General features: G+C 61.1%; 16 protein-coding genes. 8 read left to right on the top strand and 8 right to left on the bottom strand.

Going from position 1 to position 12391, the window contains the following annotated elements:
• The first annotated feature begins 150 nt into the window (after positions 1-150).
• Positions 151-624, top strand: a complete 474-nt coding sequence (locus tag J9870_RS07375; protein ID WP_210643330.1) for a cyclic nucleotide-binding domain-containing protein — start codon at positions 151-153, stop codon at positions 622-624.
• A 56-nt stretch (positions 625-680) separates the two neighbouring features.
• Here the strand turns inward: J9870_RS07375 and J9870_RS07370 are convergent, their stop codons facing one another.
• The gene (locus tag J9870_RS07370; protein WP_210643329.1) at positions 681-968 is read right to left on the bottom strand and encodes a hypothetical protein; all 288 of its coding nucleotides are present in this window, start codon (positions 966-968) and stop codon (positions 681-683) included.
• Between the two features lie 75 nt (positions 969-1043).
• Here J9870_RS07370 and J9870_RS07365 point away from each other — a divergent pair, with 75 nt between their 5' ends.
• The 4 genes from J9870_RS07365 (at position 1044) to J9870_RS07350 (ending at position 4867) form a co-directional block, all read left to right on the top strand.
• The gene (locus J9870_RS07365; protein ID WP_210643328.1) at positions 1044-1730 is read left to right on the top strand and encodes a hypothetical protein; all 687 of its coding nucleotides are present in this window, start codon (positions 1044-1046) and stop codon (positions 1728-1730) included.
• Positions 1731-1778: 48 nt separating this feature from the next.
• On the top strand, positions 1779-2153 hold the full coding sequence (locus J9870_RS07360) for a YajD family HNH nuclease (protein WP_210643327.1): 375 nt from the start codon (positions 1779-1781) through the stop codon (positions 2151-2153).
• Positions 2154-2453: 300 nt separating this feature from the next.
• The gene (locus J9870_RS07355) at positions 2454-2705 is read left to right on the top strand and encodes a DUF2933 domain-containing protein (RefSeq protein ID WP_210643326.1); all 252 of its coding nucleotides are present in this window, start codon (positions 2454-2456) and stop codon (positions 2703-2705) included.
• Between the two features lie 56 nt (positions 2706-2761).
• The gene (locus J9870_RS07350; RefSeq protein ID WP_246883137.1) at positions 2762-4867 is read left to right on the top strand and encodes a copper-translocating P-type ATPase; all 2106 of its coding nucleotides are present in this window, start codon (positions 2762-2764) and stop codon (positions 4865-4867) included.
• Positions 4868-4944: 77 nt separating this feature from the next.
• On the opposite strand, the gene J9870_RS07345 is transcribed toward J9870_RS07350, so the two are convergent.
• Complete coding sequence (locus J9870_RS07345) at positions 4945-5277, bottom strand: DUF2790 domain-containing protein (protein ID WP_210643324.1); 333 nt, start codon at positions 5275-5277, stop codon at positions 4945-4947.
• 184 nt (positions 5278-5461) lie between these two features.
• Here J9870_RS07345 and J9870_RS07340 point away from each other — a divergent pair, with 184 nt between their 5' ends.
• A complete protein-coding gene (locus J9870_RS07340) occupies positions 5462-5932 on the top strand; it encodes an RNA methyltransferase (protein WP_003198862.1) in 471 nt (156 codons plus the stop codon).
• 77 nt (positions 5933-6009) lie between these two features.
• Positions 6010-6387, top strand: coding sequence for a DUF2892 domain-containing protein (locus J9870_RS07335; RefSeq protein ID WP_210643323.1), 378 nt, complete (start codon positions 6010-6012; stop codon positions 6385-6387).
• 123 nt (positions 6388-6510) lie between these two features.
• Here the strand turns inward: J9870_RS07335 and J9870_RS07330 are convergent, their stop codons facing one another.
• Together J9870_RS07330 and J9870_RS07325 are read right to left on the bottom strand one after the other, a co-directional pair.
• Positions 6511-7740 (bottom strand): hypothetical protein, encoded by a 1230-nt coding sequence (locus J9870_RS07330; protein WP_210643322.1) that lies wholly within the window; start codon positions 7738-7740, stop codon positions 6511-6513.
• Between the two features lie 32 nt (positions 7741-7772).
• Complete coding sequence (locus J9870_RS07325) at positions 7773-8222, bottom strand: YcgN family cysteine cluster protein (RefSeq protein WP_210643321.1); 450 nt, start codon at positions 8220-8222, stop codon at positions 7773-7775.
• A gap of 160 nt (positions 8223-8382) precedes the next feature.
• Between J9870_RS07325 and J9870_RS07320 the strand changes: the two genes are divergently transcribed.
• Complete coding sequence (locus tag J9870_RS07320) at positions 8383-8976, top strand: nitroreductase family protein (RefSeq protein ID WP_210643320.1); 594 nt, start codon at positions 8383-8385, stop codon at positions 8974-8976.
• Between the two features lie 114 nt (positions 8977-9090).
• Here the strand turns inward: J9870_RS07320 and J9870_RS07315 are convergent, their stop codons facing one another.
• The 4 genes from J9870_RS07315 to J9870_RS07300 all read right to left on the bottom strand — a co-directional run bounded on the left by J9870_RS07315 (position 9091) and on the right by J9870_RS07300 (position 12345).
• Positions 9091-10023 (bottom strand): D-2-hydroxyacid dehydrogenase, encoded by a 933-nt coding sequence (locus J9870_RS07315; protein WP_210643319.1) that lies wholly within the window; start codon positions 10021-10023, stop codon positions 9091-9093.
• A 123-nt stretch (positions 10024-10146) separates the two neighbouring features.
• The gene (locus J9870_RS07310) at positions 10147-10440 is read right to left on the bottom strand and encodes a YcgL domain-containing protein (RefSeq protein ID WP_210643318.1); all 294 of its coding nucleotides are present in this window, start codon (positions 10438-10440) and stop codon (positions 10147-10149) included.
• Positions 10437-11570: a ribonuclease D gene (rnd, locus tag J9870_RS07305; protein ID WP_210643317.1), complete on the bottom strand. Its 1134-nt coding sequence runs from the start codon at positions 11568-11570 to the stop codon at positions 10437-10439. Before rnd ends, J9870_RS07310 begins: the two co-directional genes overlap by 4 nt.
• Before the next feature lie 133 nt (positions 11571-11703).
• Positions 11704-12345: a class I SAM-dependent methyltransferase gene (locus J9870_RS07300; protein ID WP_210643316.1), complete on the bottom strand. Its 642-nt coding sequence runs from the start codon at positions 12343-12345 to the stop codon at positions 11704-11706.
• Between the last annotated feature and the right edge of the window lie 46 nt (positions 12346-12391).

The raw sequence follows: 12391 nt of genomic DNA, 5'->3' as shown, positions 1-12391 counted from the left end.
ACTCTGTGCAATGGCCGGGTCTTAGCTGCATGCGCAAGGCTCTGATGCAACCACAATAAAATGTGGGAGCAAGCTCGCTCCCACAAGGGATCTTCTTACATCCAGGCCAACCCGAAACCGCAACAGACACAAGAAAAAGACCGTGACGACATGTCAGAACCGACCCTATTGAACAACGAAATCCGCGACTGGCTGATGGACTGCGGCCTGTTCGACCAGTTGCTGCCCGTCGACTTCGCTGCAGCATCGGGATATTTCAGTATCAGCGCCATTGCCCAAGGCGAGGCGATTTTCCGCGAGGGCGATGCCGGCAGTTTCATGTGCATCATTCACACCGGACAGGTAGCCGTACAGAAAACCGGCCCCGATGGCCAACCCGTGACCATCGCCACGCTGCGCAGCGGCCGGGCATTCGGCGAGATGGCCGTGCTCGATGGCGAGCGGCGTTCGGCCAGTTGCATCGCCGCCAGTGATTGTCAGTTGCTGAACCTGGGCAAGGACTCTCTGGAAAAAATGCTCAACGACGCACCGAAGATCGCCGCCAAAATCATCCGCGCCCTGGCCGTCTCCCTGTCCAAACGCCTGCGCATGGCCGATGGGCAGTTGCTGTCGCAGCAGGTCTGACAGCAACCTTTGACCCTGTGGGAGCACAGGCTTTCGTCATCCAAAGGATTTCAGGTCTACCCCCCCGGCGACTTGGCCCTCGGCGGTTGCTGCTCCATGCCCGGTATCGGCTGATCCTTGGGCGGCTTGGGCATTTCGATCGGTGGCAGCAACGGCGGCCCGCTACTTCCGGCGGCGGGCTTGGGTATGCCGTTGGGCGTAACCGGCGGGTACGGCATGGGCGTGGCGGTGCCAGGCGAACCGGGGATACTCGGTGGATTTACCGGAATCGTCGGCTGCTGGGCCTGCGCCCAACTTATCGAGAGCGCCGCCAGGGCAATGGCCGTTAGAATGATGCACTTCATCAATGGCTCCGTGGCTATTGTCTACCTTCAGGCTAGTCCTTACCGCGCCGGTTTGCCCCTTCCCATGAGATTTCCATGAAACGTTTCGTTCTGCTCGACACCACCCCCATTCCTGACAACGGCGGTGCCCTGTGCCTGTTCGAGTACGGCGAAGACTTCGTCATCAAGATCCAGGGCGGTGACGGCGGGCAGTTGATGAACACCCGCATGCATGGTTCCGAAGACGCCCTGGCGGAAATTCCCTGCCGCAAGGTCGCCGGTCGCCCTGGCTCGCGCGTGCTGATCGGTGGCTTGGGCATGGGGTTTACCCTCGCCTCGGCCCTCAAACACCTGGGCAAAACTGCCGAAGTGGTGGTGGCCGAGCTGGTACCAGGCGTGGTGGAGTGGAACCGCGGCCCCCTCGGTGAAAAGGCCGGGCGGCCGCTGTCGGACCCGCGCACCGTGATCCGCCTGGAAGACGTGGCCAAAGTGCTGCAAGCCGAACCCCAGGGTTTCGATGCGATCATGCTGGATGTCGACAATGGCCCCGAAGGCCTGACCCAGAAAGCCAACAGTTGGCTGTATTCGACCGGTGGCCTGGCCGCATGTGCCAAGGCCCTGCGGCCCAAGGGCGTGCTGGCGGTGTGGTCAGCCAGCGCTGACCGGCAGTTTTCCGACAAGTTGAAGAAAGCCGGTTTCAAGGCCGAAGAGGTGCAGGTGTTCGCCCATGGCAACAAAGGCACCCGCCACACCATCTGGATTGCCGAGAAACTCAAGGGCTGAGCTAAACTCTGTCCAACCGTCATCAGTCTTTTCTACAAAGGTGAACCCATGAGTTCGTCAACGCCTCCATCCAACACCGCCAAGCTGGACCGCATCCTCGCCGATGCCCAGCGTGACCGGGAAATAGGCTACCGCGACAAAGCCCTGAAAATGTACCCCCATGTCTGCGGTCGCTGCGCCCGTGAGTTTTCCGGCAAGCGCCTGAGCGAGTTGACCGTGCACCACCGCGACCACAACCACGACAACAACCCGCAGGACGGTTCCAACTGGGAACTGCTGTGCCTGTACTGCCACGACAACGAACACTCGCGCTACACCGACCAGCAATACTTCGGCGACGGCTCCCTGAGCACCCCGAAAATCGCCAAGGCGACCCACAACCCCTTCGCTGCGCTGGCCGGGCTGATGAAGAAAGACGAATAGTCAGCCATTGCGGCGAGCGGTTTTACTTGCGCAGCAACGTTTGCGCCACAGGTAAAATCCCTCGCCACAAGTGGCCTACTCCACTGTGCAGCGGCTGCCTGTGTCGCTTTCATGGGCCCCGCTGACAAATCTGCAATGTCCCCGTCAGGTCGCTGACAGCTCCGCACCTTTAGCATGCCCGTTACTTCCCTCATTTACAGGCGAAGTAAGCCAAGGTTGATGAATATCAATCTGCCAAAGCACGCCCTGCCTATGCTGTGGCTATGGGTGGCGGCTCGCCCGGCCTGAAGGAGCGATACCATGAACACTCATCAACCCCCATCTGCTGGCACAACGCCCTTCTGGCGGAACAAGACCGGCATTGTATTGATCATGTTGTTGGCCATCGGCCTCTTCTATCTGGCGCGAGAACACTTCAGCCACATCGCGGGGAATTGGCCGTACCTGATTCTCCTGATGTGTCCCTTGATGCATATCTTCGGACACGGCCATGGCGGTCATGGACGACATGGCGAATCCCCCGTCAACCGCAGGGATCAGGAAGGCCCCTAACCATGTCCGACACTCCCGTGCACCTTCACCACAGCGCTGCAGCGCTCAGCGGCGACATGACGACCGAATACACCTGTCCCATGCACCCGGAAATACGCCAGCCCAGCCCCGGCACCTGCCCCAAGTGCGGCATGACGCTGGAGCCGGTGATGCCCGCGCTGGAAGAAGAGGACAATCCAGAACTCAAGGACTTCACCCGCCGCTTCTGGTGGTCCCTGCCGTTGACGGTGATCGTCACCGTGCTTGCCATGGCGGGGCACGCCTTGTCGCTGTTTCACGGTGAAACGCAAAATCTCGTCGAGTTTTTCCTGGCGACGCCCGTGGTCCTGTGGGCAGGCTGGCCGTTTTTTGTGCGGGGAGTGGCGTCCGTTCACCAGCGTAGCCCGAACATGTGGACCCTGATTGGCCTGGGCACCGCGGCGGCCTATCTCTACAGTGTCGCAGCCACGTTTTGGCCTGGAGGATTTCCCGCCACGTTCATGCAAGAGGGGCGAATCGGCGTCTACTTTGAAGCCGCCGCGGTGATCATCTCCCTCACGTTGCTGGGGCAGATGCTGGAGCTCAAGGCTCGCTCGCAGACGTCGGCCGCCATCAAGTCGCTGCTGGGGCTGTCGCCCAAAACCGCGCGCCGGATCAATGCCGATGGCCAAGAACAAGACATCCCCCTGACCCACGTCCATCAGGGTGACCACCTGAGGATCAGGCCCGGTGAGAAGGTCCCGGTCGATGGTACGGTGCTCGAAGGGGAAAGTGCCGTTGACGAGTCGATGCTCACCGGCGAGCCGGTTCCAGTGATCAAACGCGCCGGGGACAGCCTGATCGGTGCCACGATCAACACCCATGGCAGCTTGGTGATGACGGCGCAGAAGGTCGGCGCCGAGACCGTCCTGGCGCAGATTGTTCAGATGGTCGCCCGGGCCCAGCGCTCGAAAGCCCCTATGCAGCGCATGGCCGACGTGATCGCTGGTTATTTCGTCATGGGCGTGATTGCCATCGCCGTACTGACCTTTTTCGGCTGGGGGCTGCTAGGTCCCGAACCTGGCTGGGTCTTCGGGCTGATCAATGCCGTCGCCGTGCTGATCATTGCCTGCCCCTGTGCGTTGGGGCTCGCAACCCCCATGTCGATCATGGTGTCCACCGGCAAGGCCGCCAGCCTGGGCGTGCTTTTCCGGGACGCCAGCGCCATCGAGAACTTGTGCAAGATCGACACGCTGATCGTCGATAAGACCGGCACCCTGACCGAAGGGCGCCCGGCCTTTCACAGCGTGAAAGCCACCCAGGGCTTCGATGACCGCCAGGTGCTGCTGTTGGCCGCCAGCCTCGACCAAGGCAGCGAACATCCCCTGGCCCACGCCATCGTCGATCACGCACGATCCGAGCACCTTGAACTGATCAAGCCTGCGTCATTTGAATCCGGCAGTGGCATCGGTGTCAGTGGCCTGGTGGACGGCAAGCGGATCCACTTGGGCAATACCGCCCTGATGGACGCCGCCCGTATCAACGTCAGCCCATTGCAACAACAGGCCGAACAGCTACGCGCCCAAGGCATCAGCATTATCTACATGGCGGTCGACGGCGTGCTGGCCGGGCTGCTGGCCGTCTCGGACCCGGTCAAGCCGACCTCCAGGGAAGCGGTCAACCGGCTCAAAGCTCACGACATAAAAATCATCATGGCCACCGGCGACGGCCTCACCACTGCACGCGCCGTGGCCAGGGAGATGGGCATTGAAGAGGTCCATGGCGAAGTCAAACCCGAGGACAAGGAGCGCCTGGTGGCGGACCTGCAGCGCGATGGCCGCCAGGTCGCGATGGCGGGTGACGGAATAAACGACGCCCCCGCCCTGGCTCGGGCGGACGTAGGCATTGCCATGGGGACAGGCACGGATGTCGCAATGAACAGCGCCCAACTGACCTTGGTAAAAGGCGATTTGATGGGGATCTTGCGGGCCCGCACCCTTTCGGTGGCAACCGTTAGAAACATGCGCCAGAACCTCGGCTTTGCCTTCCTCTACAACTCGATGGGTATTCCGTTGGCTGCCGGCCTGCTGTATCCCCTGACCGGCCACTTGCTCTCGCCCATGATTGCCGCTATCGCCATGAGCGTGAGTTCGGCATCGGTGGTGTTCAATGCCTTGAGGTTGCGTAACACGCCAGCGCAATAATCCGGCGCACATAAAAAACAGGCGCCACCAGGGCGCCTGACCGTCTCAAAACCAAAGGAGAACAAACGAGACGGTAATCAGCCGCCATTCGGACAGTTATCACCCAGGAGCCTATATTCCACGGTATTGAGCTTGCCGTTCGAGTCTTCGTAAGTCATGCGCGACGGTCCGACACCACAGCCTTTATTGGCCGGTGTAACGCTCACCACTTTTTTTACATCGAGTTTCATGCCGTATTCGTAATGAACGATTTCGGCGACGGCTTTGCCGTTTTCGGCGGCGTATTGCGCCATGGCTTGTTGATTGTTCTGGATCATCCGGCCATAAACCCGGTCACCTCCTCCTTCCGCCAAGGCAAGGGAAGAAAGGGACAGGATCGAAACGGCGAGCAAGGCATCAAGGGTCTTCATGAGCAACTCCGGCAGTCATTTGTCAGGCAAACCATAACGACTGGTGCCTTTCACGACGCTGGCGGGGACGTTACCGATTGGTCAGGTTCGTGAAGAGGTAACCGACCATCAGCCCCCACTCACAAACTGAACACGCAGCCCCATTCCCCGTATAATCGCGCCTTTTCCCAAAGGCACCCCGTCCGTGGCCAACAAACGCTATAGCTGCATCGGTCTGTTCAACCCCAAGTCACCGGAAAACGTCGGTTCGGTCATGCGTGCCGCCGGCTGCTACGGCGTGGCGTCGGTGTTCTACACCGGCAAGCGTTACGAGCGTGCCGCCGACTTCGTCACCGACACCAAGAAAGTCCACTACGACATCCCGCTGATTGGCATCGACGACCTGAAGAAGATCCTGCCCCTGGGTTGCGTACCGGTGGCCGTGGAACTGGTGGAGGGCGCTCGTCCCTTGCCCGAATACACGCACCCGGACCGGGCGTTGTACATCTTCGGCCCCGAGGACGGTTCGCTGGATAAAGACATTCGCGATTGGTGCGAGGACGTGGTGTACATCCCCACCACCGGCTGCATGAACCTGGCCGCCACAGTCAACGTCGTGCTGTACGACCGAATGGCCAAAGGCAACAACACTCGTTCGGGGCCGCAATTCCGCTGATCGGTGCACAATTGGATTGAACAAGGGAATCGCTCGGGCAGTCAGTTTTATACCAATCCCCACACTGGAGACAGATCATGAGCGATAACAACCCGTTCGAGCCGATTGAGACCACCCCTTTCCAATCTCATCCGCCACAAAACGTGCATGGCTGGGAGCGCATTGGCTCACTGGCTGGCGGTGTACTGATGATGGGCAAGGGCTTGCGCCGTGGCGGTGTGATCGGTCTGGCTCAACTGGCTTTCGGCGGCATGGCCCTGGCACGGGGTATCACCGGGCATTGTTCGGCCAAGGCTCTGCTGGAAAAGAATCGTCAGCATCTGAACAGCGCCCGCGCCCGCATCGAGCAGGCCGGTGATGAGCTGAGCCGCCTGAAGGCCAATGCCGAGGCGGCGACCGGTACGGCTACGGTGACGGGGAATGATTCGTTGGATTCGCCGAAGGTTGGGCTTTGATTCTTGTAGCGCTGCGGATGGCTCATCGCGAGCAAGCTCGCTCCCACACTGGATCTTTGGTGCATACACTATTTGTGTACGACATCGATCAATGTGGGAGCGAGCTTGCTCGCGATGACGGTGTCACTGAAGTAACCGAGTATCCAGCACAGTAGAGCTCCCCTCCAGGATGCTTTCACTGAGCTGCACAAACTCCTTGGTGTCGATCGTTTCCAGGCGCATCGCCCCTTGCAGCACATCATCCAGCGAACGCTTGTTACGGGTTTTCAAGCGGATCTCGCGGTCCAGCTCCTGTAGCAGCAATACCGCCTTGGCTACCACCGCCGGGCCGACCTGCTCGCCGCGCAAGGTGGTGACCCCCTTGCTGTCGCGGGCGAGCCGATCATTGAGGACCTGATAGCGCTCATCACTCATGCCGCCGGCACGGCGCAGCAGTTCGATGGCGTAGTACTCGGTCAACCCCTCGCTGATCCAGTCGCTACGATCATGGTCGTTGACACGCGCCAGCGCCTGCACCAATTCGCGCAACAACGGGCTACCGCCCCGTTCGCTGACCAGAGGCGCACGGCTGTGCAGATAAATCGAGTCATGCCCGGCCTGCGCACCACGCCACATCGGATCGCCCGCACCGACAATCAGCAGCTTGGCAGGATGACGCGGCACCAGCGCTTGTACCTGCGGCCAGACAAAAGTCAGCAGCGTCAGCACATCCATCCGGCGCATGCCCTGGCCTCGGGGCGAGGCCACCGTGACTTCGGTCTCGCCCAGGCGTGTACGACGGCTGCCCAGTTTGCCGGCGAGCATCCAGCCCGTGGGACGGTCGAACAGCCGCGAGGGGTTGTCGATGCGAAAGCGTTGCTTGCCGATGCGTGGCCAGGGCGTTTCGATGCTTTTCCAGCCAGCAGGCAATTCAACTTCCAGACGGGCAACCAGTTCGACGCCATCCTGCTGATCGAGCTTGGCCGACGGCACCAGGTCGTCACCGCGCAGCAAGGCCCAGCCTGGGGTCATGCGGGCCTCGAAAGTGCCCGCCTTACGGGCCTGGCTGATGCGCACGCGGTAGCTCAGGCTCGCCTTGTCGGCAGCCGGGCGCCATACGCCTCGCGCGTCTTTGCCCGGCGTGAGCTGCCATAGACCGTCAGCCTTGAAGTCGCTGTAGCGGCTGCCGTTGCCGAGGTCGAAATCCAGGCTGCGCACCGCCGAACCCCGGGCCAAGGTCAGGCGTACTTCAGCCTGATCGCTCTGCGGCAACAGATGCACGTGATAATCCAGGTCAACTTTCTGCGCCGCCCACAGTGGCCCGCACATCACCAGCAGCCCGGCCGCCAGCATTCGTTTCAATCCTGCAGCCATGGGTTCTCCCTGGTAGTGCTTCGCCTGGTCACTCAGCCGGCGCGAAAAATCAGATGATCTTCCCAATCCTCTTCGGGCACGCTGCCTTCGGCCAGCATACGCCCGGACTGGGAAATACGTTCGTGGTGCACGGCATCGCGGTCGCCGCAGACCAGGTGGTGCCACAACGGCAAGTCCTTGCCCTCGCTGACCAGCCGATAGCCACAGGTCGGTGGCAGCCACTTGAACTCATCGGCTTTGCCCGGCGTGAGCTGGATGCAGTCGGGGACAAAGTCGCGACGGTTGGGATAGTCGGTGCACTGGCAGGTTTTCAGGTCCAGCAATTTGCAGGCGATGCGCGTGTAATAGACGCTGTTGTCGTCTTCGTCTTCGAGCTTCTGCAGGCAGCACAGGCCACAGCCGTCGCACAGTGATTCCCACTCCTGCGGATCGAGCTGATCGAGGGTTTTGCGTATCCAGAACGGTTCGACTTTGGCGGCCATGGCTCGAGCATCAACATCAGGTGGTGAAAAGGCCGACAGTCTAGTGCCGGGGCCTCTTCAGGCCAAGCGTTGGCGACTGTCGGTAAGTGGGGGCTTGTCAGGCCGGACGCCGGGACGTAGGTTGCTTCATCCACTTTCCCGACCCCGTCAAGGTAAACCCATGAGCGCCAATCCCCGCATTGCCGATTACGCTATCCACCCTCAGTTCATCGAACGCTGGTCGCCCCGCGCCTTCACCGGCGAGAGCATTGCCGAAGAAACCCTGCTGGGCTTTTTCGAAGCCGCACGCTGGGCACCGTCGGCCTACAACTCGCAGCCGTGGCGCTTCCTGTATGCGCGCCGCGACACACCGAACTGGGAGCGCTTTTTGGGCCTGCTCAATGAATTCAACCGCGGCTGGGCCCAACACGCCTCGGCATTGGTGATCATTGTTTCGAAAACCACCTTCGCCGTGCCCGGCGCCACCGAAGAAACCCCCGCGCAATCCCATACCTTCGACACGGGCGCGGCCTGGGGCCACCTGGCGCTGCAAGCCAGCCTCAGCGGCTGGCACACCCACGGCATGGCCGGTTTCGACCAGGAACTGACCCGCAAAGAACTGAAGATCCCGCAAGGCTATGCCCTGCACGCGGCCGTGGCGATCGGCAAACTGGGGGACAAATCGACACTGGCCGAGTACCTCCAGGCCCGCGAAACTCCAAGCCCGCGCCGGCCGTTGAGCGAGCTGGTGGCGGAAGGCGATTTCAGCCTTTAAACATGTGGGAGCGAGCTTGCTCGCGATGGCGCCGGGTCAGCCAACATTGGAGTCGACTGACCCACCGCCATCGCGAGCAGGCTCGCTCCCACAATGGTTCACACTGGATCGGGTTCAGTAGCCCCGGGTGAAATCCACTTCCCCGCGCAGTGCTTCGCCAGCCTGATAAGCCCGCAGGTTTTCCAGGAACAACTGCACCATCATCGTCGGTGATGTCGGGGCCGAACTATGACCGGTCAACAGCAAGCCCCAGGCGGTCCAGAATGGATGACGCTGCGGCAGCGGTTCCTGACGGCAAACGTCGATCACTGCGCCGGCCAGATGCCCTTCTTTCAAGGCTTGCACCAGATCCGCATCCACCACTGCCACGCCGCGCCCGACATTGATGAACAGTCCGGTTGGCTTGAATTGCTTGAACAACGCCGCGTCGTATACATCATGGGTATTGGGCGTGTTGGGCAGCAGGTTGATAACGTAATCCACCTCGCCAACCAGACGCGGCAGATCCGTCAGCGCCCCGACCTCGATGAAAGGCGCCAACTCCCGGGCTTCACTGGCAATGCCATACAGCTGCACGCCAAACGGCACGAGGAACTGCGCCACGCGCTGGCCAATATCGCCGGTCCCGACGATCAACACCTTGCGCCCGGCCAAGCCTTGCCCCTGGCGGTTGTCCCACTTGCGCTCGACCTGGCTGACCAGCCGCGCCAACACCTCGCGCTCATGGCCGAGCATGTAGGTCAGCACGTACTCGGCCATCACCTGGCCGAAAATGCCCACCGCACGGGTCAGGCGGTAATTGCGCGTCAAGCCCTCGGCCAGCAGCGGCGTAATGCCCGCCCAGGTCGATTGCAGCCAGAGAGGACGATGGCCTTGGCGTAACAGGGTGGCCAGCAGATCCGGCTGGCCAAGCCAGACCGGGCAGTCGGTGGCCAGTCGCGACAGTTCGGCGGAGTCGCCGCTGGTCAGGACTTCGAGATCGGGTGCAGCCTGACGCAAAAGCTGGGCGTACACCGGGTGGTCGTGTTCGGCAATCAGAACGCGCATGAATCAAACCTTTCAAAAACAATGCAGAGAACCGCCGACAGAGTGTCGCTCCATCCAGGCGGTCATCGCCAATAAACCATTCCAGTGTTTCAAGAGCCCCCAGGACGGGGCCCCGGGGAATCCTCAGACCGGGTCGTTGCGGCGCAGCAACTCTTCGGGCAAATGTTCGATGTACTCGTCTTCAGGCGGTGGCATTTGCAGGTGATAACCCTGGGTGTCGAGGTTTTCCAGCACTTTGCCGATGTCTTCCCGGGACAGTTCCCGCTCGGGGCTCAGCACCAGGTCGAAGGCATGGATCGCCTTGCCAAAGGCAGCCATCAGGGGCTCCGGCACACGCTTCAAGGCATCGCTCTTGAGCACATACAGGTACATCTCGTTTTTCTTCGAGCTTCGGTAGATGGAGCAGATACGTTTCAAGGCTGTTCTCCGGCAGTGGCCAGGCTGTCCAGCAGCGCCTGGCCCATCAATTCGCGGCGCCAGCCACGCAGCGAATCGGGCAATTGGTAAGGGCCCTCGGGGAAGCCGCTCTTGATCAGCGCTTCGAGGGTTTTCTTGCGTAGCATCAGCTCAGGGGCAATCTCCAGGCGCTCGGCTTCAGCCTGCCCCAGCGCCTTGAGGCGCTTGACCAGTGTCGAGGCCTCGATGGGCAACGGCTCGGCCACCGCTGGCGGCCATTGCTCGGGCGACACGCTGGCGGCACGCTGGATCAGGTCCAGTAGAAACTCACCATCCTGGCGCACGGTGCGCGGGTGCATATCTTCGATTTTCGCCAAGGCGCCGAGGTTATCCGGCTGCGTGCGGGCCAGGGGCCATAGCGAATGCTCGCGGATGATGCGATTGCGCGGCACGTCACGGGCGCGCGCCTCGCGCTCGCGCCAGGCACACAGTTCCCGCAGCACGGCCAGTTGGGCACGGGACAGCTTCCAAGCCAGCTTGGCCTCGCGGTACACCTCATAGGGGTCGACTTCGCGACGCAGGTTGGCCACCAGTTCGGCGCCGTCCTCCAAGACCCAGCTGTATTTTTCGTCGGAAAGCTTCGGGCGCAGTTGTACGAAAACTTCAGCTAGATGCACCGCATCTTCAGCCGCGTAGCTGATCTGCGTTTCGGACAGGGGCCGCTGCAACCAGTCGGAGCGAGTCTCGCCCTTGGGCAATTCGATCCCCAGCACTTCCTGCACCAACCGCGAATAGCCCATGGAGAAGCCCAGGTTCAGGTAGGCAGCGGCCAGTTGGGTATCGAACAGCGGCGCGGGCAGGCTGCCCGTCAGGCGCAACAACACTTCAAGGTCTTCACTGCAGGCGTGCAGCACTTTGAGCACCGCCGGATTCTCCAGCAGCGCGGCCAGAGGTTGCCAGTTGTCGATGGTCAAGGGGTCGATCAGGTAGGCACGTTTGCCGTCGCCGATCTGCAGCAAACCGGCAATCGGATAAAAGGTGTCGACCCGCATGAATTCGGTGTCGAGGGCGACGAATGGCAACTGCTGCCATTCGGCGCAAAACTGACCGAGGCTATCGTTGTCGCGAATCCAGTGAATATCGATGGCCACACGGCTCTCCCTTGAAGAATGGCGCGCAGTATATATCGCCGCCGGCGATTGCGAGCATCCATAGAGCAGGAGCCTGAGAGAAATAGCCTGCGCAAAGACAAGAATAGTCCTACATCTGGGCTTACATCAGGACTTAACCGGCCTTACGCAATACATAAACCCGCGTCATCGCAAAACCGGGCAAGAAATCCTGATACCACAGCACCGTAAAACCGGCCTGACGAAACTCGGCTTCGACGTCAGACTTGCCGACCAGACTACTTTGCGGAGGATGGCCGATTTTAAGGCGCCTTTCGATCTGGACCGACACGATCACCGTGTCGCGACTGACCCGATGAAATTCGCGCAGCAGCGCCAGGCGATGCTCGCTGGCGTTGACGTGCCGAAACAGTTGCAGACAAAAAATACAATCGACCGCGTTGGCCGACAGCCCGATGGTAAACGCCGAACTCGGGAACGTCTTGACCCGCTTGAGCAACGCGCCGCCATGGTGGGTGAGCGCATGCTCAAGCATGTCCGGCGAAGGGTCCGCCGCCAGGATCACCCGGTTGGCGTGCTCGGCCAGCACCGGCCAGAACCGTCCCGCCCCACATGCAACATCGAGCACCAACCCCGGCTCGCCGGCCACTTTCAGGGCGTTACGCACCATTTGCTCGTCACGCCAGAACGTAAAGCGCAGCCGACGAGGCGTCGGCTGACAGCAGACCTGCGCATGCTCCTGGTCGTGATGCCTGGCGAACTCAAGCTCGACATTGGATGGGGGTAACCCGGACATACGAACGGCTCTTGGGGAAAAGGGTGGATGACAGGTTAAACGGCCA

The organism is Pseudomonas sp. Tri1 (genome assembly GCF_017968885.1).
GTDB lineage: Bacteria > Pseudomonadota > Gammaproteobacteria > Pseudomonadales > Pseudomonadaceae > Aquipseudomonas.
Note: the sequence above shows the minus strand (reverse complement) of the source record. Positions and strands in the feature narration are given on the sequence as shown.